We start from the raw sequence: 26,539 nt of genomic DNA, 5'->3' as shown, positions 1-26,539 counted from the left end.
CATGATTTATGGACATATTTCTCAACCCAACGCCTGCCGGTATCCGGCAGCGATTGAAAAAGCACTGGAATTTTTGCGCACCACGGACTTCAGCAAGCTGGAGACCGGGGTGGTCGAAATTGAGGGGCGCACGATCTTCGCGCAGATCCTCGACCTGACCACCCGTCCGCACGATGAGCTGCGCCCGGAAGTGCACCGCCGCTACCTGGATATCCAGTTTTTATATTCCGGTGAAGAGCAGATCGGTGTCGCTATCGATACCGGCAATAATGCAGTAAGTGAAGAATTACTTGAGCAGCGGGATATTATTTTCTATCACGACAGCGAAAACGAATCGTTAATAGAAATGAGGCCGGGGAACTACGCCATATTTTTCCCGCAGGACGTTCACCGCCCCGCCTGTAATAAATACCGGGAAACGGCAATCAGGAAAATAGTGGTTAAAGTTGCTATTTCCGCTTTAGATTAATCCGTAATTTATTTGTCGAACACCGATAAATAAAAGGAGTGAAAAATGGAAAGAAATGACGCCGGTTATATCATCGGCGCATACCCTTGCGCGCCTTCATTTCACCAAAAGAGCGAACAGGAAGAGACGGAATTCTGGCGCTTACTCGCGGACACGCCCCACATCCGTGGCCTGGAGCAGCCATGCCATGAAAACTTTCACCCCTATGGCGATGAGTGGTTGCTCCAGCATACGCCGCAGGAGTGGAAGATGGTGGTGACTGCCATCCCGGAAACCATGCGTCGCCGTGGCGGCGGCAACACGGCTTTCGGCCTGGCCTCCAGCGATGAAGAACAGCGCCTGGCGTGCGTCGAATTCCATCGTCATTTACGCAACAAAATCAATGCGCTAAACAAACGCTTTGCCGGCAAGGTCATCTCCCTTGAACTGCAGGCGGCACCGCTTGCGGGCAATGCGAACGTAGAGCAGGCAGCCGATGCCTTCGCGCGCTCAATCAAAGAGATTGCGGGTTGGGACTGGTCATGCTCACTCGTACTGGAACATTGTGATGCCATGAACCAGCCCGCGCCACGCAAAGGCTTTCTGCCGCTGGAAAACGTGCTGGAGATCCTGGCAGGTTACAGCATTGATATCTGTATCAACTGGGCGCGTTCGGCGATTGAAGGGCGTGACGCCGCCCTGCCGCTGACGCACGCTCAGGCGGTACATGCCGCAGGCAAACTGGGGGCGCTGATGTTCTCTGGCACCGCGACCGAAGGGCCGTACGGCGAATGGACTGACCTGCACGCACCGTTCGCACCGTTCTGCCCGCAAAGCCTGTTAACGGCGGATCACGCAAAAGAATTATTTAACGTGGCTGATTCAGCAAATTTACAGTTTGCCGGTATTAAGTTACTGGAAATTGATGAGAATGCTGATGCGAATCATCGCATAGCCATATTACGCGATGGCATTAACGCGTTAAACATAGCCCAACAATAAATATAAAGCGTCAATTTAATCGCAAGGTCAGTTAATTTAAACAAGAGATTAATATGAACACTTCCTCTTACGCTACAACCGCGGATATTCCGCGCCAACGCTGGTTAAGAATTATTCCTCCTATTCTTATCGCGTGTATTATTTCTTATATGGACCGCGTGAATATTGCCTTTGCCATGCCCGGCGGGATGGATCAGGATTTAGGCATCACCGCGACTATGGCAGGCCTGGCTGGCGGTATTTTCTTCCTCGGCTATCTATTCTTACAGGTGCCAGGCGGCAAAATCGCCGTTCACGGCAGCGGCAAAAAATTCATCGGCTGGTCGCTGGTCGCGTGGGCGGTGATTTCCGTGTTCACCGGGCTTGTTACCAACCACTACCAGCTGCTGGCACTGCGCTTCCTGCTGGGTGTGGCGGAAGGCGGCATGCTGCCTGTGGTACTCACCATGATCAGTAACTGGTTCCCGGATGCCGAGCGCGGTCGCGCTAACGCCATCGTCATCATGTTCGTGCCGATCGCCGGGATCATCACCGCCCCACTCTCTGGCTGGATCATCACCGCCCTCGACTGGCGCTGGCTGTTCATCATCGAAGGCCTGCTCTCCCTCGTCGTGCTGGTGATGTGGGCGCTGACTGTTTACGACCGCCCGCAGGAAGCCCGCTGGATTTCCGACGCAGAGAAAAAGTACCTGGTGGAAACCCTGGCCGCTGAACAGCGCGCCATTGCCGGTAAAACCACGGTAAATGCCTCTCTGGGCGCCGTGCTGTCTGACCGCACTATGTGGCAGCTGATTGCCCTGAACTTCTTCTACCAGACCGGGATTTACGGTTACACCCTGTGGCTCCCGACCATCCTGAAAGAGCTGACCCACACCAGTATGGGCCAGGTCGGGATGCTCGCCATTCTGCCGTACGTGGGTGCGATTGCCGGGATGTTCCTGTTCTCTTCCCTGTCTGACCGCACCGGCAAACGCAAGCTGTTCGTCTCCCTACCGCTGATTGGTTTCGCCACCTGCATGTTCCTTTCCGTTGTGCTGAAAGAGAGCGTCTGGCTGTCGTACACCGCGCTGGTCGGCTGTGGCTTCTTCCTGCAGTCCGCTGCCGGGGTGTTCTGGACCATTCCTGCGCGTCTGTTCAGCGCCGAAATGGCCGGCGGCGCACGCGGTGTGATCAACGCCCTCGGCAACCTCGGCGGCTTCTGCGGCCCGTATGCCGTGGGCGTGCTGATCACTCTTTACAGCAAAGATGCGGGCGTTTACTGCCTGGCGATTTCACTGGCGATTGCCGCGCTGATGGCGCTGCTGCTGCCGTCCAGGTGCGACGCCAACAGTTCGTCTATCGGTACGGTAAACGCACCGAAACGCGCGATCTGACGCCTTCACCCCAACCCTCTCCCACCGGGAGAGGGTGCAAACCAGGAAAAAAAGATGAGTGAAAAAGAGACCTTCTGGCTGGGTATCGATTGTGGCGGTACTTATCTGAAAGCAGGCCTGTACAACAGCCAGGGTAAAGAATTCGATATTGAACGCCAGTCCGTTCACACCCTCAGCCCGCAGCCCGGTTGGGCGGAGCGCGACATGGCGGCATTGTGGCAGCACTGCGCGGCAACCATTTCCCGTCTGCTGCAGCGCACCGGCATTCGCGGGGAACAAATCAAGGGCGTCGGTATTTCCGCTCAGGGCAAAGGACTGTTTTTACTGGATAAAAATGACCAGCCGCTGGGCACCGCGATCCTCTCTTCCGATCGCCGCGCGATGGAGATCGTCAAACGCTGGCAGCAGGACGGCATTCCACAAAAGCTCTATCCGTTAACGCGCCAGACCTTATGGACCGGGCACCCGGCTTCACTGCTGCGCTGGGTGAAAGAGCACGAGCCGCAGCGTTACGCGCAAATTGGCTGCGTGATGATGGGCCACGATTATCTGCGCTGGTGTCTCACCGGCGTGAAGGGATGCGAAGAGAGCAATATCTCTGAATCCAACCTCTACCATATGACCTCCGGGCAGTACGATCCCTGCCTGACGCAGTGGCTTGGCATCAGCGAAATCGACGCTGCGCTGCCGCCCATTGTCGGTTCATCCCAAATCAGCGGTGAAATCACCTCTCAGGCAGCCGCCATTACCGGTCTCGCGGCGGGAACTCCCGTCGTGGGCGGTCTGTTTGATGTGGTTTCTACCGCTCTCTGCGCCGGGCTGGATGACGAGTACACGCTGAACGCCGTAATGGGAACCTGGGCGGTCACCAGCGGCATCGCCGAAGGGCTGCGCGATAACGAAGCGCACCCCTTCGTCTACGGACGCTACGTCAACGATGGCCAGTACATCGTCCACGAAGCCAGTCCCACCTCCTCCGGCAACCTCGAATGGCTGACCGCACAATTTGGCGACATCAGCTTTGATGAAATCAACAAGCTCGTCGACAGCCTGCCGAAAGCCACCAGCGATGTCTTCTTCCTGCCCTTCCTGTACGGCAGTAACGCCGGGCTTGATATGACCAGCGGCTTTTATGGCATGCAGGCGCTGCACACCCGCGCGCACCTGTTACAGGCGGTCTATGAAGGGGTAGTGTTTAGCCACATGACGCACCTCAACCGCATGCGCGAACGCTTTACCGAGGTACGTTCCCTGCGCGTCACCGGCGGCCCGGCGCACTCTCCCGTATGGATGCAGATGCTGGCGGACGTCAGCGGCCTGCCCGTTGAACTGCCGCAGGTGGAAGAGACCGGCTGCTTTGGTGCCGCCATTGCAGCCCTCGTCGGCACCGGCGTTTACGCAAACTTCACCGACGCCCAGCAGACCCTCAGCTACGAAATGCGCACCCTGACGCCGGACATGAACGCCCACGCGGCCTACCAGCGCAAATACCGCCGTTACCAGATTTTAATTGAAGCACTTCAGGGCTTTCACGCCCGTATTAAGGAGCACTCTTTATGAGCCGACCATTACTGCAGCTGGCGCTCGATCACACCGACCTTGCCGCCGCCCAGCGCGATGTTGCGTTGTTAAAAGACCGCGTGGATATCGTAGAGGCAGGCACCATTCTCTGCCTGAGCGAGGGGCTAAATGCCATTCGCGCCCTGCGCGCCCAATGCCCGGAAAAACTGATCGTCGCCGACTGGAAAGTCGCTGACGCCGGGGAAACCCTGGCCCAGCAGGCGCTGGAAGCGGGGGCCAACTGGATGACCATCATCTGTGCCGCACCGCTGGCCACCATCGAGAAAGGTCACGCCGTTGCTGCTGCGCGCGGAGGCGAAATCCAAATCGAGCTGTTTGGTAACTGGACCTTCGACGATGCCCGCGACTGGTACAGCGCCGGCGTGCGTCAGGCGATTTATCACCGTGGGCGCGACGCCCAGGCGAGCGGCCAGCAGTGGGGCGAAGTGGATCTGGCGCGCATGAAAGCGCTGTCGGATATCGGCCTGGAGCTCTCCGTCACGGGGGGCATCACCCCTGCCGACCTGCCGCTGTTCAAAGAGATTAACGTGAAGGCCTTTATTGCCGGACGCGCCCTTTCCAGCGCCGCCGATCCGCAGCAGGTGGCTGAAGAGTTCCACGCCCGCATTCGCGACATCTGGAGAGCGTAATTATGCGTAACCATCCATTAGGTATTTATGAAAAAGCGTTATCGAAAGACTTATCCTGGCCGGAGCGTCTGGTTCTGGCTAAAAGCTGCGGATTCGACTTCGTGGAAATGTCCGTCGACGAAACCGACGAGCGCCTGTCGCGACTCGAATGGACCACCGCCCAGCGCGCCTCGTTAGTGGAAGCGATGCTGGAAACCAATGTGTCGATTCCCTCGATGTGCCTTTCCGCGCATCGCCGTTTTCCGTTCGGCAGCCGCGACGAAGCCGTGCGTGAGCGTGCCAGAGACATCATGACCAAAGCCATCAAGCTGGCGCGCGATTTGGGCATCCGCACCATCCAGCTCGCCGGTTACGACGTCTATTACGAAGAGCATGACGCGGGCACTCAGCAGCGCTTCGCCGAAGGGCTGGCGTGGGCCGTTGAGCAGGCCGCAGGGGCTCAGGTGATGTTGGCGGTGGAGATTATGGACACCGCGTTTATGAACTCCATCACCAAGTGGAAAAAATGGGACCAACTGCTCGCCTCGCCGTGGTTCACCGTCTACCCGGACGTGGGCAACCTCAGCGCCTGGGGTAATGACGTCCCGGCAGAGCTGGCTCTGGGCATCGACCGCATCGCCGCTATTCATCTGAAAGACACGCAGCCGGTCACCGACACCAGCCCAGGCCAGTTCCGTGATGTGCCGTTTGGTGAAGGATGCGTCGATTTCGTCAATGTCTTCAGCACATTACAAAACCTGAACTATCGCGGTGCATTTCTGATTGAGATGTGGACCGAAAAAGCCAAAGAGCCGGTACTGGAAATCATTCAGGCCCGTCGCTGGATTGAAGCCCGTATGGAGGAAGGAGGATTCGTATGTTAGAGCAACTGAAAGACGAGGTGCTGGCGGCAAACCTGGCGCTGCCCGCTCACGGGCTTGTCACCTTCACCTGGGGTAACGTCAGCGCGGTGGATGCAACCGGCAAACTGATGGTGATTAAGCCTTCTGGCGTGGAGTACGCCGTGATGAAAGCCGAAGATATGGTGGTGGTGGATATCGCCAGCGGCAAAGTGGTGGACGGCAGCAAGAAACCCTCTTCCGATACGCCAACGCACCTGGCGCTATATCGTCGCTTCCCGGAGATCGGCGGCATTGTGCATACTCACTCCCGCCACGCCACCATCTGGTCACAGGCCGGACTGGACCTGCCCGCCTGGGGCACCACCCACGCGGACTATTTCTACGGGACGATCCCGTGCACTCGCCTGATGACCTCTGAAGAGATCGGCGGCGAGTACGAGTACGAAACCGGCGAAGTGATCATCAAAACGTTTGAGGAGCGCGCCCTGAACCCGATGCAGGTTCCGGCGGTACTGGTGCACTCCCACGGCCCGTTTGCCTGGGGTAAAAATGCCCATGACGCGGTGCACAATGCGGTAGTGCTGGAAGAGTGCGCCTATATGGGCCTGTTCTCGCGCCAGCTGGCCCCACAGCTGCCGGATATGCAGGATGAATTGCTGGATAAACACTACCTGCGTAAGCACGGAGCGAATGCCTATTACGGGCAGTGAGCGCGTCCTCTGCGGCCCCCTGGCGATCTTCCTGTAGGAGAGCGCCAGGGGTCAGGGCATCAGACCGCGCAATGCTAAAGCCTCATCCCGAATTAATATGCTCCTTACAATACCGCCGCTTCCATGCGGCGGGCGTTATGCCGGTATGCTTGCGGAAAATCTGCCGAAAATAGCCCACATCGTGAAAACCGCACTGCTCCGCCACCTCTTTTAGCGACAGCGAATCGCTGATCAGCAGCTTCTCCGCTGCCCGTACACGCTGGCGGTGAATGGCTTCGGTTAACGTCAGACGAAAGGCCCGTCGGTAAACCCGGCCTAAATAGTCCACATTGCAGTGCAACTCTTTCGCCAGCAGCGACGCCGAAATGGGCAGATGAAAGTGCGTACCGATCATCTGACGGGCTTTCCAGGCCAGCGCAATGCCCGGGTTATTCCCCGCCCTTTCGCTTAAAGCGGAGGCTGATATCTGCTGCAAAATCAGCAGCAAAATACATTCCAGCGCTACGCTTCGGTGCACATTTTCCTGCTCATTTAAGAATTGTCGAAATAACCCGGTCATATATTGTGGGTCACTTAACGTTGTGTGCTGCGGTAACATCAACACCGATTGATGCGCTTTTTTTTCCACCGTCGGAGTTAATTCAAAATGCAGCCAGTAGAACTTTAAATCTGCCGGAAATTCCCCCACGCCGACATGACGGCGTTGCGGCCAGAGTAATAAACTTTCGCCTGAATTTACCGTGAAAACCTTATCCTCTTCACGGATCGTTAATATCCCCTTTTCAACAAAAATAACTTCCCAGGAATGCAGGGTACGCGACGGGTGGCTCCCCACGCCGCGAGAAATAAATAACCCTCCGTTTTGCACCCGGATCGGAAGTGCTATGGATAATTCGAGCATAACTATGTCAACTCTCGCTATTACGTGATGAAAATAACCACCTTATTATTGATTATTAACGAAAACAGAATAACTGAGCAGATCGAAATCACATTTTCTCAATCAGGTCGGAATCATCACCTTTTTGTACTTTTCCCTTCCCTTGTTGTGTGGTGAATTCAATGCAAAATAAAAAGGTACTTTGCAAACTACACAACAAGAGCCACAACCAGGCGGCTTATTTTCTGGAAACAAAATCTCCGAATACGTGAGGCGTTCTCCATGACTTCGACATTAATTTCCACTACCGATTCGGCGCCAAAAGCGCTGGACGATAAATTATCCGTACGTGAAAAAGTAGGCTATGGGCTGGGGGATGCAGGCGGAACGGTCATTACCTGCCTGATCATGAACTTTTTAACTTTTTTCTATACCGATGTCTTTGGGCTGACGCCCGCGCTGGTCGGGACCCTGTTCCTGGCCCTGCGCGTTTTCGACGCGATTTCCGACCCAATCATGGGCGTTCTGGCCGACCGAACTCAAAGCCGCTGGGGGCGTTTTCGTCCCTGGCAGCTGTGGATTGCCGTGCCGATCGGCATCATCGGCGTACTGACGTTTACCGTACCTGATGCCAGCATGGGGGTAAAAATCGCCTGGGCATTCGGCACCTATCTGCTGCTGTCGATGAGCTACACCGCGATTAACGTGCCGTACTGCGCGCTGATCAACACCATGACCACTCGCCATAGCGAGGTTATCTCGTGTCAGGCCTGGCGCTTTGTCCTGTGCGGCGTAGCGGGTTTTTTGGTCTCCGTCGGGCTGCCGTGGCTGGTAAAAGCGCTCGGTCGGGGCAACACAGCCCAAGGCTATCAGTATGGCGTCGGCGTACTCTGCGCCATCGCGGTGGTGATGTTCCTGTGCTGCTTCTTCTGGGTACGCGAACGCGTCTCGCTGGACATGATGGGTAAATTTACACTGCGGGAGCATATCGCCGGTCTGCGTAAAAACGACCAACTGCTGCTGATGCTGGTGATGTCGTTCCTGCTGATCAACGTCTTTAATATCCGCGGCGGCGGCTACATGTACTTCATCACCTACGTCCTTGAGGGGTCCACCGGCTACACCTCGCTATTTTTCACCATGGTGACCTTCGCGTCGATTTTCGGCTCCGTCATCATCAACCTGCTTTCACGCAGCTTCGATACCGTCAGGCTCTACTACTACACCAACCTGGTGCTGGCCGCCCTGGCCATCGCGATGTGGTTTTTACCGACCGGCCAGGCATACCAGACCCTGTGGCTGGTGGCGATCCTCGGCAACGGCATTATTCTCGGCTTCACCCTGCCGCTGCACTTCTCGTTGATGGCCTTCTCTGACGACTACGGCGAATGGAAAACCGGCGTGCGTTCTTCCGGTATGAACTTTGCCTTCAACCTGTTCTTCATCAAGCTGGCGTGGGCCTCCAGCGCCGGAATTATCAGCCTGATTTTTATCTACGTGGCCTATCAGCCGGGCGCCGGCAACCAAACGGCCCTGTCGCTGTCCGGGATCGCCTCAATGGAAACCCTGCTGCCCGCCCTGTTCCACCTGCTGCTGGCCTTTTCGATCCGCGCCTGCAAGCTCAATAATCCGATGATGGCGCGCATTGCCACCGACCTGCGCGCGCGTCACGTTCAGCCTTAAGGAGTCCGTCATGTCTGTAATGGAAGTCAATCTACGCAAACTGAAAATCAGCGACCCGTTCCTCGGCCAGTACCAGCAGCTGGTGCGCGATGTGGTGATTCCCTACCAATGGGATGCACTTAACGATCGCATCGACGAGGCCGATCCGAGCCATGCGATCGAAAACTTCCGCATCGCAGCAGGGCTGCAGGAAGGGGAGTTTTACGGGATGGTATTTCAGGACAGCGATGTGGCGAAATGGCTGGAAGCCGTGGCCTGGTCGCTGTGCCAGAAGCCGGACGCCGGGCTGGAAAAAACCGCCGATGAGGTGATTGAACTGGTGGCCGCCGCCCAGTGTGAAGATGGCTATCTGAACACTTACTTCACGGTCAAAGCGCCAGCAGAACGCTGGACTAACCTTGCCGAGTGCCACGAACTATACTGCGCCGGGCACATGATTGAAGCGGGCGTCGCCTTCTTCCAGGCGACCGGTAAGCGTCGGTTGCTGGAGGTGGTTTGCCGCCTCGCCGACCATATCGACAGCGTGTTTGGCCCCGGAGAACATCAGCTGCACGGCTATCCTGGGCACCCGGAGATCGAGCTGGCGTTAATGCGCCTGTATGACGTGACCCAGGAGCCGCGCTATCTGGCATTGACGAACTATTTCGTCGAGGAGCGCGGAGCGCAGCCGCATTTTTACGATATCGAATATGCGAAACGCGGCAAAACGTCCTACTGGAATACCTACGGCCCGGCGTGGATGGTGATGGATAAGCCCTACAGCCAGGCGCACCAGCCGATTTCTGAACAGCCCGTCGCCATCGGTCATGCGGTTCGCTTTGTTTACCTGATGACCGGCATCGCCCATCTCGCCCGCTTGAGCCAGGACGAAGGCAAACGTCAGGACTGCCTGCGCCTGTGGAACAATATGGCCCAGCGTCAGCTGTATATTACCGGCGGCATTGGTTCGCAGAGCAGCGGTGAGGCCTTCAGCAGCGACTATGACCTGCCAAACGACACGGTCTATGCCGAAAGCTGCGCATCCATCGGTTTAATGATGTTTGCTCGCCGAATGCTGGAAATGGAGGCCGACAGCCAGTACGCCGACGTGATGGAACGCGCGCTGTATAACACCGTGCTGGGAGGAATGGCGCTGGATGGCAAGCACTTCTTCTACGTTAACCCGCTGGAAGTGCACCCGAAGTCGTTAAAATTCAATCATATTTATGACCACGTGAAGCCCGTTCGTCAGCGTTGGTTCGGCTGCGCCTGCTGCCCGCCGAATATCGCCCGCGTACTCACGTCTCTGGGGCACTATATCTATACGCCGCGTGAAGAAGCGCTCTACATCAATCTGTATGTCGGCAACAGCGCGGAGATCCCGGTTGGCGATAAGACCTTGCGGCTGCGTATCAGCGGTAACTATCCGTGGCAGGAGCAGGTGAAAATAGCAATCGACTCGCCCATACCAATCGACCATAGCCTGGCGTTACGCCTCCCGGACTGGTGCGACAAGCCACAGGTGACGCTGAACGGTGTGCCCGTTCCACAGGATGTGCGCAAAGGCTATCTGCACATCAGCCGTCGCTGGCAGGAAGGCGACATTATCCTGCTAACGCTACCTATGCCGGTGCGTCGCGTTTATGGTCATTCGCTGGTGCGCCATCAGGCCGGCCAGGTCGCCGTACAGCGAGGCCCGCTGGTTTATTGTCTGGAACAGGCGGACAACGGCGAGCAATTGCATAACCTACAGCTGCCGCGTCACGCACGGTTCAGCGCTTTTGAAGGCAAAGGGATTTTTGCTCACAAGATACTTCTCCAGGCGCCGGGCTATAAGCAAACGGCGGAGAATGCCGAAAGCCAGGCGCTGTGGAATTACGACCGTGCGCCGGCCGCGCGCCAGCCGCAGACCTTAACCTTTATTCCGTGGTTTAGCTGGGCCAATCGCGGCGAAGGAGAGATGCGCATCTGGGTGAAAGAAGCGGACGAATAAACACGCAGGACCTGGCTATCTCCCCTGCGCTTAGCGGGGCGACAACCTGCCGCCAGTGGGTAGCCCGGACGGGCGCGTTAAGCGCCTTCTCCGGGAATGACCCTATGATGCTTACAGAAACAGCGCTTTATCGCGCAGAATATGATCGTTTCCGCGCCGGCGGGTGAAGCCAATACGGTCGAAATACTCGAGGATTTGGATCGCCAGCTTTCTGCCGACGTTCAGCTTATCGCGAAAATCAGCGGCACAGGTCGATCCCCTTTCGAGATCAAGCTCGCGGATCAGCCCGGCGAATTCGACAATCCGATCGTTGCGGTAATAGCGATCCTTCACGATCGCGGTAATCATTCCCTGCTGTGCCGCCTGGCGCAGCACCGCGCGCATTAAGGGCTCTTCGACGCGGCTCTCTTTTGCCAGGTCGCGCACCCACCAGGGCTCATCGGCAAACAGGTCAACCACCCGTAGCCAGATGGCCTGCTGCTCATCGGTAAAGCCCGCTTTGTGTTCCGGCAGATGCAGCCAGCCGTGGTGGCTGTGGAGAACCCCGCTTTCGCGCATCTGCTCAATCAGCAGCAGCACCAGCGCTTCGTCTTCCATCGGCAGCGCGATGCGCCGCAGGCGTTCGCGTCCCGTACCCGGCTCATCGCGATGCTGATCGTGATAGCGCGTCAGCGCGTCGACTAATTTCGTCTGCCAGCGCGCCGCCAGCGGGGCGCTTAGCAGGCTGTTGCCCGCCTGCAGATTGCCGGGTTGGCCCATCAGCGCGGCCAGGCCGGTTTCGCTAAGCTGCCGGGCCCAGGCAAAATCATCGAGACGCACCGCATCACGCTGGAGATGAACCTCCAGCGCCCGGGCGTCGTCGTCGGCGGTCGCCAGCGTATGCAGCCACTGCAGGTATTCCGGCCTACGCTTGCCGCGGCGCGGCGGATTCAGCGTCACCACTCTGGCGCCTGCCAGCGTGGTGCGGGCGGAGATATCGCGCAGCACCAGGCGATCGTTATCCGCCAGCCACAAAGGGTTATCAAGCACCAGCTCGGCCAGCGCTCCCTCCAGCAGCGACACGCGTCCGGTAATATGGCGGGCAGCATGATGGATATGTAATGACTGCCACTGGGTTAGCGGCGAGTGGCACTGCAGCTCGACTATCACCCGCCCGGCCGGTTCGGGAGGCTGAACCGACAGCAGCCAGTCGCCGCGGTTTAGCGCCTCTTTTTGCGCATCGCCGACGATATTCAGCGCGATTCGCTGACCCGCCCGCGCCTGCCCGACCGGCTGATTTTGCGCGTGCAGGCCGCGCACGCGCACGGGCTTACCAACGCCGGTAAGCCACAGCGTATCGCCGACCTTAACTTCACCGCTGAGCGCCGTACCGGTGACAACCAGCCCCGCGCCCTTAACGGTAAAGGCGCGATCGATCGCCAGGCGAAAGCGCTGATGCTGCGGATGCCCGCGCTCGGAGAGCTGCAGCAGGTGCTCGCGCAGCTCGCTTATCCCACGACCGACCGGTGCGGCGGTGGCGAATAGCGCCGCGTGCGCAAACCCAAACTCTGCCAGCACCGCTTCTACGTCGGCGCGCACCTCGTCAACGCGCTGCGCCTCGACGCGATCGGCCTTCGTTAGCGCAACCGTCAACGACGGTTTTCCGGTCAGCTGCAGGATCGCCAGATGCTCGCGGGTTTGCGCCATCACGCCATCATCACAGGCTACCACCAGCAGCGCGTGGTCAATACCGCCCACCCCCGCCAGCATATTGGACAAAAACTTTTCATGGCCCGGCACGTCGATAAAGCCCAGCACCCGGCCGTCAGGCTGCGGCCAGTAGGCATAGCCCAGATCGATTGTCATCCCGCGGGATTTCTCTTCCGGCAGGCGATCGGCGTTGACGCCGGTAATCGCCTGCAGCAGCGTGGTTTTGCCGTGGTCAACGTGTCCGGCGGTGGCAATAATCATGGTAATAACATCTCCATAAACCTCGATTCATCTTCGAGGCAGCGCAAATCCAGCCACAGGCGGCCATCGCTAACCCGCCCAATCACCGGCACCGCCAGCGCCCGCCAGCGGGCGGCCAGCGCCTCCAGCCGGCTGCCCCGGCCGTCGCGCGGGGTGAAGGTCAGCGCGGCGCCGGGCAAACGGTCCACCGGCAGCGAGCCGCTGCCGATTTGCGACAGGCAGGGCTCTATCCGCACCTCAAAGTCAGCGTAGTGCGCGGCAAGCTGCGGCTGCAGGCGCGCCGCCTGGGTATGGATCTCCTCGGCGGTGCGGGTCAGCAGGCGCAGGGTTGGCAGGCGCCCGGCGAGGGTTTCCGGATGCAGGTAGAGGCGCAGGGTGGCCTCCAGCGCCGCAAGGGTTATTTTATCGGCGCGCAGCGCGCGCTTGAGCGGGTGCTGCTGCAGGCGGGCAATCATCGCCTTTTTACCGACGATAATCCCCGCCTGCGGGCCGCCCAGCAGCTTATCGCCGGAGAAGCTCACCAGGCTGACGCCGGCGGCGATCGCCTCCTGCGGCATCGGCTCCTTAGGCAGGCCGTATTCGCTCAGGTCCACCAGCGAACCGCTGCCCAGATCGACCACCACCGGAATATCCAGCTCGCGGCCCATCGCCGCCAGCTCCGCCTCATCAACGGTTTTAGTAAAACCGGCAATGCTGTAATTGCTGGTATGCACCTTCATCAGCAGGCCGGTATTCTCACCCACGGCCTGGCGATAATCTTTAGCGTGGGTGCGGTTGGTGGTGCCCACCTCATGTAAAATGCAGCCCGCCTGACGCATCACGTCAGGGATACGAAACGCGCCGCCAATCTCCACCAGCTCGCCGCGCGAGAGAACGACCTCTTTGCCGTTAGCCGTTGCCGCCAGCATCAGCAGCACCGCCGCGGCGTTGTTATTGACGATACAGGCGTCTTCCGCGCCGGTCAGGCGGCACAGCAGGTCCGCCAGCGCGCGGTCGCGGTGGCCGCGTCCACCGTCGTCGAGGCTATATTCAAGGGTAACCGGCGCCCGCATCGCCTGCGCAACCGCCTCCACCGCGGCCTCGGCCTGAATCGCGCGGCCTAAATTAGTGTGCAGGACCGTTCCCGTCAGGTTGAAAACCGGGCGCAGCGCGCTTTCCGTTGTTTGCGCCAGCCGCCGTTCGGCCTCCCGCGCCCAGTCGCCGCACCAGTCGGGCAGCGCCAGGCTCAGGCGAATGTGCTCTCGCGCCTGCTCCAGCATCTGGCGCAGCAGGGCGACAACCTGGACATGGCCATATCGGGCCAGCACGGACGAAAAAGCGGGATCGCGGAGCAGACGGTCGGTGGCCGGAAGCTGGGTGTAAAGCGCACGAGTATCGATAGTCATGAATGAGCCTGGCGATAGGTTATTTTCCCCCTCCCGACGGGAGAGGGAGTCAACAATTGAGCAGCAATTGTAACGCCTGCGCGCAGAAACTGTTACCTGCCTGGGTCAAGTCCTTGGCGGTTCCGTGCGGGCAAAACTGGCGCGCTGAAAGAGTGCCTCAACCAGCGCAATCAGCCGAGGCCGCGTTGCGCACCAGCCCGGCGCCACGCGGCGGAAGTTAAGATAGGCAATGGCGCAGGCGGCAGATATGGACGCCAGATTGATCTCATCGCCGCGCAGGCTGCCGTCGGCCGCGTAGGCCTCCAGCGCATCGAGGCCGCGAGCCACCTTCTCTCGCTGGCGCAGCAGTTCCGTTTCCGACTGCTGGGCCGGCGGACGCGCCTTTTCACGCACCAGCGCCTGGGCCGCTTCCATCACGCCGTCAGCCAGCGCCTCCAGCTGGCGTATTTTCAGCGCCGCCTTCGGGTCGGTCGGGAGCATATCTGGCATCACGCCGAGCAGCTCCAGATATTGCGCAATAATCGGCGAGTCGAACCAGCACTCGCCGTCGTCGGTGACCAGCGCCGGGACCTTGCCTAACGGATTATATTTTGCGACGCCGCTGGCTTCGCTGTAGGGGAATTCATTGACGAACTCGAAGGGGATATCTTTTTCCAGCAGTATGACGGAGATTTTGCGCACAAAGGGACTGGTGTAGCTGCCGATCAGTTTCATAGCCTGCTCCTTTCGCCAACAAAAATCTAAGTATGGTTCAGGAGCAGGCAAAAGGCAGGAAGACTTAGCGTCGGCCTGCCGGTACCCGCCTTAATGATCCAGATAGAGATAGTGCATCCAGCTGGTCATACGCAGCAGGACTTTTCGCATCACCGAAACGTGGGTGAAATGGTCGGAATAGACCGCAACCTGAGCAAAAATACCGTCCGGGAGCGCCTCCACGTCGGCATTAGGATCCAGCTCAATGGTTGCCAGAACGCCATCGGAGCCCGGCGTCATGGTCAGCGACTGCAGCGCGCCCTGCGCCTGATAGCTCCCGCCGGGCACCACCGGTAAAATAGCGGTCAGCCTGCCGTGAAAGACCTGCCCGGGCAGGGCGCTAAAGACCACCTCCGCGTCATCGCCGTTTTTCAGCCGCAGCAGCGAGTTTTGCCGGAACTGCGCCACGATCAGCCGCTTCTGTTCGGGGATAAACACCATCACCGGGCGCAGCGGTAGCGAAGCCGCGTAGGTTCCGGGACGAATCAATACCTGCGTGATGTAGCCATCGCTCGGCGCGCGAACGACGGTCTGATCGAGGTTATATTTTGCCTCGGCCAGCTGCGCACGCAGGCTGACGACCTGCGACTGCTCTCCGCCGACCATACTGTCCAGCTGGCTTTGTATCTGCGCCTGTTCCGCCACCGAGGCTTTCACCATCGCATCCTGGGCGAGGTAGTTTTGTCGGGCGTTATCAATATCGCTTTCAGAAAACGGATTAACCCGCGCCTGGCTGCCTTTCAGGTAGCGCTGATAGTCTTTATAGAGCCGGTCACGTTCTGCGGAAACGCGGACGGTATTGGCCTGCGCTTCCGAGAGCTGCGCCTTCAGGGTATTAATGCTGTGCAGCGCGGTCACCAGATCGGCCTGCAGCCTGTCCACCCTTGCCTGATAGCGCACGGGGTCGATGGTAAAGAGCACCTCGCCTTTACTCACCCGCTGATTCGCTTTATCCGTCACGCTGCTGACCACGCCAGTAACCTGAGGCGTAACGGGAATAGAGATAACCGCCTTCTGCGCGGTAAAAGTATAGGGATGGTTGTAGTTCATTAATAAGATTAGCGCACTAACAATAAATATACCGCCTAGCGCGGCGGTGGGTACCGTCCATTTATTTACCGGGATTTTAAATATTTTAAATATCGACCAGGCAAGAGCCACGTAAGTTAAAATAATCAGCAGATCCATGGTTATTTCTCCGGGGATCGGGCGGAAGCGTGGCGCTGAGCCACTCTTTTCTCAAGGTCGGCAATGCGCTGCCGGAGCTGCGCCAGATCCTGCTCTTCTGTCGCGTCTGCCAGGCCCCCGTCCGGCCGATGCTGCATGCCCCAGCCGCGCTCAGGCTGATAGAGCGTGGCCCAGATCCAGAGGAATGGCCAAATAACATGTAGAGTAAACAGACTGACCCATCCCGCGACGTGAATGGCATCTGCATGTGGGTGGTTACGCTTCTTCGCGATCAGGTAAGGAATATCATGCAGGATGATGATTCCATAAAAGATAACCAGAAAAACGAAGATCAGAACGCCCAGCGCAAAATAATTGAGAAACATATTTTCCTCGAATTTACGCTAATAATTTATATCAGGATGTAGACAGTCAAATAGAATCCCGACTGATGATTTGAGCATAATTCACGCATCTCATTTTTACCATCTGGCGAGAAAAAACGATCGCCAGCGCGACGCGCGTCGCCGTTACATCCCGGCGTATGAAACGGCGGGGAATCTGTCTGAGATCACAGGCGCTAAAAACAAGTCACGATATTTTGTGATTAACATCACATATAAATAATTATTCACAGATTAAAAATTGAGATATGCGTCACATTAAAGCGCATTTTCGGCACCAAATTATCCCTCAGCCGCTTTTTTGCACAGCCATTATGTGACACATATCACTATATACACCTCACGATCGCCTATATTCACGTGATGCAGATCACATAAAGACCCGGTCACTGGACAGTTCTATGATTCAGTGCCAGATTTCGCTTTATCAATCAGGGTCCGGCTTCCTCTGCCGCCACATTAACAACAAGCCTCAGGCTTTTAGCCTACGCGATAAGCAAAACAGAAAAAGGGGTGTTTTATGTCATCCGATATCAAGATCAAGGTGCAAAGCTTTGGTCGTTTCCTTAGCAATATGGTGATGCCAAACATCGGCGCGTTTATCGCGTGGGGTATCATCACCGCACTATTCATTCCGACAGGATGGCTGCCAAGCGAGACGCTGGCGAAGCTGGTCGGCCCGATGATTACCTACCTGCTGCCGCTGCTGATCGGTTACACCGGTGGTAAGCTGATTGGCGGCGAGCGCGGCGGCGTGGTCGGCGCGATTACGACTATGGGCGTGATCGTCGGCGCGGATATGCCGATGTTCCTCGGCGCGATGATTGCCGGTCCGCTGGGCGGCTGGGCGATTAAACATTTTGACAGCTGGGTAGACGGTAAGATTAAGTCCGGCTTCGAGATGCTGGTGAATAACTTCTCCGCCGGCATCATCGGGATGATCCTGGCGATTCTGGCGTTTCTCGGCATTGGCCCTGCGGTTGAAGTCCTGTCCAAAATTCTGGCGGCGGGCGTTAACTTCATGGTTGTGCATGACATGCTGCCGCTGGCGTCTATCTTCGTAGAACCGGCGAAAATCCTGTTCCTGAATAACGCCATCAACCACGGCATCTTCTCGCCGCTGGGTATTCAGCAGTCCCACGAGCTGGGCAAATCAATCTTCTTCCTGATTGAAGCGAACCCGGGTCCGGGGATGGGCGTGCTGCTGGCGTACATGTTCTTTGGTCGCGGCAATGCTAAGCAGTCCGCAGGCGGCGCGGCAATCATCCACTTCCTCGGCGGTATTCACGAAATCTACTTCCCGTACGTGCTGATGAACCCGCGTCTGATCCTGGCCGTTATCCTCGGCGGTATGACCGGCGTATTCACCCTGACTATCCTCAACGGTGGCCTGGTGTCTCCGGCTTCTCCGGGCTCCATCCTGGCGGTACTGGCAATGACTCCGAAAGGCGCCTATTTTGCTAACATCGCTGCGATTATCGCCGCTATGGCCGTCTCCTTCGTGGTCTCCGCCATTCTGCTGAAAACCAGCAAAGTGAAAGAAGAAGAGGATATCGATGCGGCAACCCGCCGTATGCAGGATATGAAGTCAGCCTCCAAAGGCGCGGCGACTCCGCTGGCCGCAGGCGATGTCGCTAACGACCTGAGCCACGTGCGCAAAATCATCGTTGCCTGTGACGCCGGTATGGGTTCCAGCGCAATGGGCGCGGGCGTGCTGCGTAAGAAAGTACAGGATGCGGGACTGAGCAATATCTCCGTCACCAACTGTGCGATTAACAACCTGCCGCCGGACGTCGACCTGGTGATTACCCACCGCGACCTGACCGAACGCGCCATGCGCCAGGTACCGCAGGCTCAGCATATTTCGCTGACCAACTTCCTCGATAGCGGCCTGTACACCAGCCTGACCGAACGTCTGGTCGCGGCGCAGCGTCATACCGACAATGAAGAGAAAGTTCGCGGTAGCCTGAAGGACAGCTTTGACGCTGCCGATACTCACCTGTTCAGGCTCGGGGCGGAAAATATCTTCCTCGGTCGTCACGCGGCGACCAAAGAAGAAGCCATTCTCTTTGCCGGCGAGCAGCTGGTCAAAGGCGGCTACGTTGAACCGGAATACGTGCAGGCGATGCTGGATCGCGAAAAGCTGACCTCAACCTATCTGGGTGAGTCCATCGCGGTACCGCACGGCACTATCGAAGCGAAAGATCGCGTCCTGAAAACCGGCGTGGTGTTCTGTCAGTACCCGCAGGGCGTTCGTTTTGGCGAAGAGGAAGATGACATTGCCCGTCTGGTCATCGGCATCGCCGCCCGCAACAACGAGCACATTCAGGTCATCACCAGCCTGACCAATGCGCTGGACGATGAAAAAGTGATTGAGCGCCTGACGCACACCACCAGCGTGGAAGAAGTGCTGGCGCTGCTGAACAAAGCGTAGCCTGCTGCCCGGATAAGGCGCCTGCGCCGACGTCCGGGCCGTTCTCCGCCGGCGCCGCAACGCGCCCCGAAGCGACGAGAAAGACACCAGCCTCTCTCCACATGCTGGAGAGAGGGTTAGGGTAAGGGACAAGCCTCACCCCAGCCCTCTCAGGTAAAAACATTAATTGAAGGTTAATACTATGAAAGCATTACATTTTGGCGCAGGTAATATCGGGCGTGGCTTTATCGGTAAACTGCTGGCCGACGCGGGAATCACCTTAACGTTTGCCGATGTGAATCAGGTCGTTCTGGATGCCCTGAACGCCCGTCATAGCTATCAGGTTCATGTTGTCGGCGAAAATGAGCAGGTGGATACCGTATCCGGCGTCAATGCCGTGAGCAGCATCGGCGATGAGGTCGTTGAGCTGATTGCCAGCGTTGACCTCATCACCACCGCCGTCGGCCCGGTCGTGCTGGAGCGCATCGCCCCGGCCATTGCCAAAGGCCTGGTAAAGCGCAAGGCGCAAGGGCTTGAAGCCCCGCTGAACATCATTGCCTGCGAGAACATGGTGCGCGGAACCACGCAGCTGAAGGGCCACGTGTTTAACGCGCTGGCCGAAGAAGACAAGGCCTGGGTAGAAGCCCACGTCGGCTTCGTCGATTCCGCCGTCGACCGTATTGTGCCGCCGTCCGCGTCCGCAACCCACGACCCGCTGGAAGTCACCGTGGAGACCTTCAGCGAATGGATTGTCGATAAAACCCAGTTTAAGGGCGTCCTGCCCGCTATCCCAGGCATGGAATTAACCGACAACCTGATGGCATTTGTCGAACGTAAGCTATTCACCTTAAACACCGGACATGCTATAACCGCCTACCTCGGAAAACTGGCGGGCCACCAGACCATTCGCGACGCGATCCTCGATGAGAAAATTCGCGCCGTAGTCAAAGGGGCCATGGAAGAGAGCGGCGCGGTACTGATCAAACGCTACGGCTTTGATGCCCGGAAGCACGCCGCCTATATCCAGAAGATTCTTGGTCGTTTCGAGAACCCGTATTTGAAAGATGACGTTGAGCGCGTTGGCCGCCAGCCGTTGCGTAAACTCAGCGCGGGCGATCGGCTGGTTAAGCCGCTGCTCGGCACGCTGGAATACGCCCTGCCGCACCAGAACCTGGTGCAAGGGATCGCCGCAGCAATGCATTTCCGCTGCGCTGAAGACCCGCAGGCGCAGGAGCTGGCCGCGCTGATCGCTGAGAAAGGGCCGCAGGCCGCGCTGGCACAGATTTCCGGTCTGGATGCCGCAAGCGACGTGGTGCTGGAGGCCGTTAACGACTATAACGCCATCAAATGAGGCACGAACAGGCGCGGCACGAACCGCGCCCACTACTACTCCTGTCAGATATGCAGGCAATAATGGAAGAAACACAGGCATTTGAAAACCGTGTGCTTGAGCGTCTGAATGCTGGCAAAACCGTACGAAGCTTCCTGATCGCCGCCGTCGAGCTACTCACTGAGGCGGTTAATATCCTGGTGCTTCAGGTATTCCGCAAAGATGATTACGCGGTGAAATACGCAGTGGAACCGTTGCTGGACGGCGACGGGCCGCTGGGCGACCTTTCCGTACGCCTGAAGCTGATTTACGGCCTTGGGGTGATTAGTCGCGCCGAATACGAAGACGCCGAGCTGCTTATGGCCCTGCGCGAAGAGCTCAACCACGACGGCAACGAGTACGGCTTTACTGACGATGAGATCCTCGGGCCTTTTGGCGAACTGCACTGCGTCAGCGCGCTGCCGCCTCTGCCGCTGTTTGATGATAGCGATGCGGAACTGCTGGCAATGCAGAAGCTGCGCTACCAGCAGGTTGTACGCTCAACGATGATGCTGTCTCTGACCGAGCTGATTTCCCGAATCAGCTTAAAAAAAGCTTTTCAGAAACTAACGCTCTGACTCCCGCTCATGCTCACCGCATGCTGGCCGATACAGCTGCCTGTAATACTCCAGACGACTGAGAAACAGCTCCTCTTTATTCTGCGGAATCTCGCTCGGCACGTGCTGCAAACGCGGGGATTTCTTCAAATACTCCATAAAAGCCTGGCTTGAAGCCATAAAATCAACCGTCTTATCGATAATAAGCGGTACGCCGTCGCCAATTTTCGCCATTATGACCTCCTCTTCTTAAGGATACTCTTATTAAGAATTAGCTAAAAAAGGGGGCGCGGTTAAGGAAAACGTGCTTAAGTTTCGTCAAGCTTCACAGAATCGAAATTCAGCGTTATTTTAGTAATAATAGTTTTATTATTCAATTAATTAGAATTTACACTGAATGATGCTTCGCCGGGCAAAGCCGCGAGATTTCGATAAATAACTACCCACAACAGAACTCACAGCCCATACTATATGGCGTTGAACCCCCTTTATTAATAGATTAAATCACCATGAAAGAAGTCGAAAAGAATGAAATCAAGCGTTTGAGCGACCGTCTCGACGCCATCCGCCATCAGCAGGCCGATATGTCGCTGGTTGAAGCCGCGGACAAATACGCCGAGCTGGAAAAAGAAAAAGAGACCATTGAAGCGGAAATCGTGCGCCTGCGCGACGTTCAGGGTCAGAAGCTGAGCAAAGAAGCGCAAAAGCTTATGAGCCTGCCGCACCGCCGCGCGATCACTAAAAAAGAGCAGGCCGATATGGGCAAGCTGAAAAAAAGCGTGCGTGGCCTGGTTATCGTTCACCCGATGACCGCTCTGGGGCGTGAAATGAAGCTCACAGAAATGACCGGTTTCTCTAAAATCGCATTCTGATCCCCCTTCCCTCTCCGCCCGGAGAGGGGATTCTCCATTCTCAAAACGCTTCCCCCTTAATTCCGCCCCAATTGGCCCAACCAATTATTTCTTAAACCGTCCAATAGTTCACATATCCATCATTTTTAGTCACAACCATATTGCTCATTAATAACATTTGGTTAACCATTCGTTGTCGTTAACCCTACAACTACCTTTTGGCTGGGCCAGTTTTACAAATGGTGTGACCTGCAAAGAGCGCAGACTCAGCACAGCATCGTGGTGGCCCGATGGAGACCTGCATGAATCTCTGGCAACAAAATTACGATCCGGCCGGTAATATCTGGCTCTCAAGCTTTATCGCATCGCTACCGATTCTGTTTTTCTTTTTTGCCCTGATTAAGCTCAAGCTCAAGGGGTACATTGCCGCCACCTGGACCGTCGCGATCGCGCTGTCGGTGGCGCTGCTGTTCTATAAAATGCCGGTCGATCGCGCGCTGACTTCGGTAGTCTACGGCTTCTTCTACGGCCTGTGGCCCATCGCCTGGATTATTATTGCCGCCGTATTCGTCTACAAAATCTCGGTGAAAACCGGGCAGTTCGAGATTATCCGCTCGTCCATTCTCTCCATTACCCCCGACCAGCGCCTGCAGATGCTGATCGTCGGCTTCTCCTTCGGCGCCTTCCTCGAAGGGGCCGCGGGCTTTGGTGCTCCGGTGGCGATTACCGCCGCGCTGCTGGTTGGCCTCGGCTTTAACCCCCTGTACGCTGCGGGCCTGTGCCTGATAGTAAACACCGCGCCGGTTGCCTTCGGGGCGATGGGGATCCCCATTCTGGTCGCCGGCCAGGTCACCGGTATCGACAGCTTTGCCATCGGCCAGATGGTCGGACGCCAGCTGCCGTTCCTGACGATCATCGTGCTGTTCTGGATTATGGCGATTATGGACGGCTGGCGCGGTGTCAAAGAGACCTGGCCTGCGGTCATGGTCGCCGGCGGCTCCTTTGCAATTGCACAATACCTCAGCTCAAACTTCCTTGGCCCGGAGCTGCCGGACATTATCTCCTCGCTGGTGTCGCTGGTCTGTCTGACCCTGTTCCTCAAGCGCTGGCAGCCGGTGCGCATCTTCCGCTTTGGCGATATGGGCGCCGCGCAGGTCGATCAAACCCTGGCGCGCACGCATTACACCGCTGGGCAGGTCATTCGCGCCTGGTCGCCGTTCCTGTTCCTGACCGCCACCGTCACGCTGTGGAGCATCCCGCCGTTTAAGGCCCTGTTTGCTCCGGGCGGCGCGATGTACGACTTCGTGATTAATATCTCCGTGCCGTTCCTCGATAAGATGGTCGCCCGCATGCCGCCGGTGGTCAGCGCCGCGACGCCTTACGCCGCGGTGTATAAATTCGACTGGCTGTCGGCCACCGGTACGGCGATTCTGTTCGCGGCTATACTTTCCGTGGTCTGGCTGCGCATGAAGCCGAAAGACGCGCTGATCACCTTTGGCAGCACGCTCAAGGAGCTGGCGCTGCCGATTTACTCAATCGGCATGGTTCTGGCGTTCGCGTTTATCTCGAACTACTCCGGACTGTCGTCAACGCTGGCTCTCGCTCTGGCGCATACCGGCCATGCGTTTACCTTCTTCTCGCCGTTCCTCGGCTGGCTGGGGGTGTTCCTGACCGGTTCAGATACCTCGTCGAACGCGCTGTTCGCCGCGCTACAGGCCACGGCGGCGCAGCAAATTGGCGTTTCCGATATCCTGCTGGTTGCCGCCAACACTACCGGCGGAGTTACCGGGAAGATGATCTCCCCGCAGTCCATCGCCATCGCCTGTGCGGCGGTAGGCCTGGTGGGCAGGGAGTCCGATCTGTTCCGCTTTACCGTAAAACATAGCCTGATCTTTACCTGTATGGTCGGCGTCATCACCACGCTGCAGGCCTACGTCTTAACCTGGATGATCCCGTGATAGTTATGCCTAAGCGCCTCGCAGACGACGTCGCCCGTCGCGTGCGGGAGCTGATTGAAGAACAAAACCTGGAGGCGGGCATGCGATTGCCCGCCGAACGGCAGCTGGCCGCTCTGCTTGGCGTGTCGCGTAACTCGCTGCGCGAGGCGCTGGCGATGCTGGTGAACGAAGGTCTCCTGCTGAGCCGACGCGGCGGCGGAACCTTTGTCCGCTGGCAGCACGAGGCGTGGTCGGAACAGAATATCGTTCAGCCGCTGAAAACGCTGCTCGCCGACGACCCCGACTACAGCTTTGATATTCTGGAAGCCCGCCACGCCATCGAGGCCAGTACCGCCTGGCATGCCGCGATGCGGGCTACCGATGCCGAAAAAGAGAAAATCCGCCTGTGCTTTGAAGCCACCCAGAGCGAAGATCCGGATCTGGCCTCCCAGGCCGACGTCCGCTTCCACCTGGCGATTGCCGAAGCGTCGCACAACGTCGTGCTGCTGCAAACCATGCGCGGTTTTTTCGACCTCCTGCAATCGTCGGTCAAGGAGAGCCGCCAGCGGATGTACCTTGTTCCGCCGGTTTTCGCCCGCCTGACCGAACAGCACCAGGCCGTTATGGACGCCATTTTTGCCGCTGACGCCGAGGGCGCGCGTCAGGCGATGATGGCCCATTTAGGCTTTGTGCACGCCACGATTAAACATTTTGATGAAGACCAGGCCCGCCAGGCGCGCATTACCCGCCTGCCCGGTGACCACAATGAGAATTCCAGGGAGAACTCGTGATGATTATTTCAGCCGCCAGCGACTACCGCGCCGCCGCCCAGCGTATCCTGCCGCCGTTCCTGTTCCACTATATCGACGGCGGTGCCTACGCCGAGCACACGCTGCGCCGCAACGTTGAAGACCTCTCCGACGTGGCGCTGCGCCAGCGGGTGCTGAAAAATATGTCGGACCTGAGTCTGGAAACCACGCTGTTCAAAGAAAAGCTCTCCATGCCGGTGGCGCTGGCTCCGGTCGGGCTGTGCGGAATGTATGCCCGTCGCGGCGAAGTGCAGGCGGCGGGAGCGGCGGATGATAAAGGCATTCCGTTTACCCTCTCCACGGTTTCCGTATGCCCGATTGAAGAAGTGGCCCCGACCATCAAGCGCCCGATGTGGTTCCAGCTGTACGTCCTGCGCGACCGCGGCTTTATGCGCAATGCGCTGGAGCGCGCCAAGGCTGCGGGCTGTTCAACTCTGGTCTTTACCGTTGATATGCCGACGCCGGGGGCCCGCTATCGCGACGCCCATTCCGGCATGAGCGGCCCGAATGCGGCGCTGCGCCGCTACTGGCAGGCGATGACCCACCCGCAGTGGGCATGGGACGTTGGCTTAAACGGCCGCCCGCATGACCTCGGCAATATTTCCGCCTATCTCGGCAAGCCGACCGGTCTTGAAGACTATATCGGCTGGCTGGCCAATAACTTCGATCCGTCTATTTCCTGGAAAGACCTTGAGTGGATCCGCGAATTCTGGGACGGCCCGATGGTGATCAAGGGGATCCTCGATCCGCAGGATGCACGGGATGCGGTGCGCTTCGGCGCCGACGGGATCGTGGTTTCCAACCACGGCGGCCGCCAGCTCGACGGCGTCCTCTCCTCCGCCCGCGCGCTGCCCGCTATCGCCGATGCGGTGAAGGGCGATATCGCGATTCTTGCCGATAGCGGTATTCGCAACGGCCTCGACGTGGTGCGGATGATTGCGCTGGGCGCCGATAGCGTGCTGCTCGGCCGCGCCTATCTGTACGCCCTGGCGACGCACGGTAAGCAAGGGGTAGCGAATTTGCTGAACCTGATTGAGAAAGAGATGAAGGTGGCGATGACCCTGACCGGAACCAAAACCATCGGCGAAATCAGCCGCGACTCGCTGGTGCAAAACGCCGAAGCGCTGCAGACCTTCAGCGCGCTGAAGCAGGGTAACGCCGCGTAATCCGCTCCCCCGGCTCTCTCCCGCAGGGATGAGGGCCGGGGAAATATCTGCTATTCTGCCCCCCGCACTCAAGAGCCTAATGAGACAGGGCAGCATGCTGAACATTGTACTATTCGAACCAGAGATCCCGCCGAACACCGGCAATATTATCCGCCTGTGCGCCAACACCGGCTTTAGCCTGCATATCATCGAGCCGATGGGCTTCGCCTGGGACGATAAGCGCCTGCGTCGGGCCGGGCTGGATTATCACGAGTTTACCGCCGTTCAGCGACATCACGATTATGCGGCTTTTGTCGCAAGCGCCAGCCCGCAGCGCCTGTTTGCGCTCACCACCAAAGGCACGCCCGCCCACAGCGCGGTGAGCTATCAGGACGGTGATTTTTTGCTGTTTGGCCCGGAAACGCGCGGCTTGCCTGCCGATATTCTTGACGCGCTGCCGGCACAGCAGAAAATCCGTATTCCGATGATGCCGGACAGCCGCAGCATGAACCTGTCAAACGCGGTGTCGGTGGTGGTGTATGAGGCCTGGCGCCAGCTGGGATATCCCGGCGCGGTATTGCGTAGTTAAGGCGCTACCCGCGATTTGGGCATTTTCGGCGCAGTCTGGAATGGACTGCGCGCAGCGCGTGAGGACGGCCAGCGCGGCCCGACGCCAGGC

The 26,539-nt window shown here is 57.9% G+C and carries 24 protein-coding genes; 17 read left to right on the top strand and 7 right to left on the bottom strand.

Annotated elements, in window-relative coordinates; genetic code table 11:
* The first annotated feature begins 1 nt into the window (after position 1).
* From GO007_RS19150 to araD, 7 genes are read left to right on the top strand one after another with little or no spacing between them, the layout of a single operon-like run.
* Complete coding sequence (locus tag GO007_RS19150; protein WP_095102739.1) at positions 2–469, top strand: NanQ anomerase/TabA/YiaL family protein; 468 nt, start codon at positions 2–4, stop codon at positions 467–469.
* A 45-nt stretch (positions 470–514) separates the two neighbouring features.
* Positions 515–1,450, top strand: coding sequence for a DUF4862 family protein (locus tag GO007_RS19145; protein WP_095102737.1), 936 nt, complete (start codon positions 515–517; stop codon positions 1,448–1,450).
* Between the two features lie 53 nt (positions 1,451–1,503).
* Positions 1,504–2,823: an MFS transporter gene (locus tag GO007_RS19140; RefSeq protein ID WP_095102734.1), complete on the top strand. Its 1,320-nt coding sequence runs from the start codon at positions 1,504–1,506 to the stop codon at positions 2,821–2,823.
* Between the two features lie 54 nt (positions 2,824–2,877).
* Entirely contained in the window at positions 2,878–4,383 is a 1,506-nt protein-coding gene (locus GO007_RS19135) for an FGGY-family carbohydrate kinase (protein WP_095102732.1), read from the top strand.
* Positions 4,380–5,033 carry a 3-keto-L-gulonate-6-phosphate decarboxylase UlaD gene (gene ulaD, locus GO007_RS19130; protein ID WP_095102730.1) on the top strand — a complete coding sequence of 218 codons (654 nt, stop codon included), beginning with the start codon at positions 4,380–4,382 and terminating at the stop codon, positions 5,031–5,033. Before GO007_RS19135 ends, ulaD begins: the two co-directional genes overlap by 4 nt.
* Positions 5,034–5,035: 2 nt before the next feature.
* On the top strand, positions 5,036–5,896 hold the full coding sequence (locus GO007_RS19125) for an L-ribulose-5-phosphate 3-epimerase (protein ID WP_047663584.1): 861 nt from the start codon (positions 5,036–5,038) through the stop codon (positions 5,894–5,896).
* Entirely contained in the window at positions 5,890–6,585 is a 696-nt protein-coding gene (araD, locus tag GO007_RS19120) for an L-ribulose-5-phosphate 4-epimerase (RefSeq protein ID WP_095102728.1), read from the top strand. Before GO007_RS19125 ends, araD begins: the two co-directional genes overlap by 7 nt.
* Positions 6,586–6,667: 82 nt before the next feature.
* Here the strand turns inward: araD and GO007_RS19115 are convergent, their stop codons facing one another.
* Positions 6,668–7,486 (bottom strand): AraC family transcriptional regulator, encoded by an 819-nt coding sequence (locus GO007_RS19115; RefSeq protein ID WP_095102726.1) that lies wholly within the window; start codon positions 7,484–7,486, stop codon positions 6,668–6,670.
* 261 nt (positions 7,487–7,747) lie between these two features.
* Between GO007_RS19115 and GO007_RS19110 the strand changes: the two genes are divergently transcribed.
* On the top strand, positions 7,748–9,148 hold the full coding sequence (locus GO007_RS19110; RefSeq protein ID WP_095102719.1) for an MFS transporter: 1,401 nt from the start codon (positions 7,748–7,750) through the stop codon (positions 9,146–9,148).
* A 10-nt stretch (positions 9,149–9,158) separates the two neighbouring features.
* Positions 9,159–11,120: a glycoside hydrolase family 127 protein gene (locus GO007_RS19105; protein WP_095102712.1), complete on the top strand. Its 1,962-nt coding sequence runs from the start codon at positions 9,159–9,161 to the stop codon at positions 11,118–11,120.
* A 111-nt stretch (positions 11,121–11,231) separates the two neighbouring features.
* On the opposite strand, the gene selB is transcribed toward GO007_RS19105, so the two are convergent.
* The 5 genes from selB to GO007_RS19080 all read right to left on the bottom strand — a co-directional run bounded on the left by selB (position 11,232) and on the right by GO007_RS19080 (position 16,761).
* Entirely contained in the window at positions 11,232–13,070 is a 1,839-nt protein-coding gene (gene selB / locus GO007_RS19100) for a selenocysteine-specific translation elongation factor (RefSeq protein ID WP_095102710.1), read from the bottom strand.
* Positions 13,067–14,455 (bottom strand): L-seryl-tRNA(Sec) selenium transferase, encoded by a 1,389-nt coding sequence (selA, locus tag GO007_RS19095; RefSeq protein WP_095102709.1) that lies wholly within the window; start codon positions 14,453–14,455, stop codon positions 13,067–13,069. Before selA ends, selB begins: the two co-directional genes overlap by 4 nt.
* 105 nt (positions 14,456–14,560) lie before the next feature.
* A complete protein-coding gene (locus GO007_RS19090; RefSeq protein WP_095102708.1) occupies positions 14,561–15,169 on the bottom strand; it encodes a glutathione S-transferase in 609 nt (202 codons plus the stop codon).
* A 90-nt stretch (positions 15,170–15,259) separates the two neighbouring features.
* Positions 15,260–16,396, bottom strand: a complete 1,137-nt coding sequence (locus GO007_RS19085; protein ID WP_095102705.1) for an HlyD family secretion protein — start codon at positions 16,394–16,396, stop codon at positions 15,260–15,262.
* A 2-nt stretch (positions 16,397–16,398) separates the two neighbouring features.
* Positions 16,399–16,761, bottom strand: a complete 363-nt coding sequence (locus GO007_RS19080) for a DUF3302 domain-containing protein (protein ID WP_095102703.1) — start codon at positions 16,759–16,761, stop codon at positions 16,399–16,401.
* A gap of 538 nt (positions 16,762–17,299) precedes the next feature.
* Between GO007_RS19080 and GO007_RS19075 the strand changes: the two genes are divergently transcribed.
* The 3 genes from GO007_RS19075 (at position 17,300) to mtlR (ending at position 21,139) form a co-directional block, all read left to right on the top strand.
* Entirely contained in the window at positions 17,300–19,213 is a 1,914-nt protein-coding gene (locus tag GO007_RS19075) for a PTS mannitol transporter subunit IICBA (protein ID WP_095102701.1), read from the top strand.
* Between the two features lie 181 nt (positions 19,214–19,394).
* Positions 19,395–20,543 carry a mannitol-1-phosphate 5-dehydrogenase gene (gene mtlD / locus GO007_RS19070; protein ID WP_095102699.1) on the top strand — a complete coding sequence of 383 codons (1,149 nt, stop codon included), beginning with the start codon at positions 19,395–19,397 and terminating at the stop codon, positions 20,541–20,543.
* Positions 20,540–21,139: a mannitol operon repressor MtlR gene (gene mtlR / locus GO007_RS19065; protein WP_095102697.1), complete on the top strand. Its 600-nt coding sequence runs from the start codon at positions 20,540–20,542 to the stop codon at positions 21,137–21,139. Before mtlD ends, mtlR begins: the two co-directional genes overlap by 4 nt.
* Here mtlR and GO007_RS19060 read toward each other — a convergent pair.
* Positions 21,128–21,352 (bottom strand): hypothetical protein, encoded by a 225-nt coding sequence (locus tag GO007_RS19060; protein WP_095102695.1) that lies wholly within the window; start codon positions 21,350–21,352, stop codon positions 21,128–21,130. The two genes, mtlR and GO007_RS19060, sit on opposite strands and share 12 nt — an antisense overlap.
* Before the next feature lie 275 nt (positions 21,353–21,627).
* Here GO007_RS19060 and GO007_RS19055 point away from each other — a divergent pair, with 275 nt between their 5' ends.
* From GO007_RS19055 to trmL, 5 genes are all read left to right on the top strand, one after another.
* Positions 21,628–21,990, top strand: coding sequence for a YibL family ribosome-associated protein (locus GO007_RS19055; protein ID WP_095102693.1), 363 nt, complete (start codon positions 21,628–21,630; stop codon positions 21,988–21,990).
* A gap of 281 nt (positions 21,991–22,271) precedes the next feature.
* Complete coding sequence (gene lldP, locus GO007_RS19050; RefSeq protein ID WP_095102690.1) at positions 22,272–23,927, top strand: L-lactate permease; 1,656 nt, start codon at positions 22,272–22,274, stop codon at positions 23,925–23,927.
* Positions 23,924–24,697 (top strand): transcriptional regulator LldR, encoded by a 774-nt coding sequence (gene lldR / locus GO007_RS19045; RefSeq protein ID WP_095102688.1) that lies wholly within the window; start codon positions 23,924–23,926, stop codon positions 24,695–24,697. Before lldP ends, lldR begins: the two co-directional genes overlap by 4 nt.
* Positions 24,697–25,881, top strand: coding sequence for an FMN-dependent L-lactate dehydrogenase LldD (lldD, locus tag GO007_RS19040; RefSeq protein WP_095102686.1), 1,185 nt, complete (start codon positions 24,697–24,699; stop codon positions 25,879–25,881). Before lldR ends, lldD begins: the two co-directional genes overlap by 1 nt.
* Before the next feature lie 94 nt (positions 25,882–25,975).
* On the top strand, positions 25,976–26,449 hold the full coding sequence (trmL, locus tag GO007_RS19035; protein WP_095102683.1) for a tRNA (uridine(34)/cytosine(34)/5-carboxymethylaminomethyluridine(34)-2'-O)-methyltransferase TrmL: 474 nt from the start codon (positions 25,976–25,978) through the stop codon (positions 26,447–26,449).
* Positions 26,450–26,539: the final 90 nt, after the last annotated feature.

It is taken from the genome of Klebsiella sp. 10-1 (assembly GCF_009758445.1).
GTDB classification, from domain to species: domain Bacteria; phylum Pseudomonadota; class Gammaproteobacteria; order Enterobacterales; family Enterobacteriaceae; genus Klebsiella; species Klebsiella scottii.
This window is presented reverse-complemented; position numbering and strand designations above follow the sequence as displayed.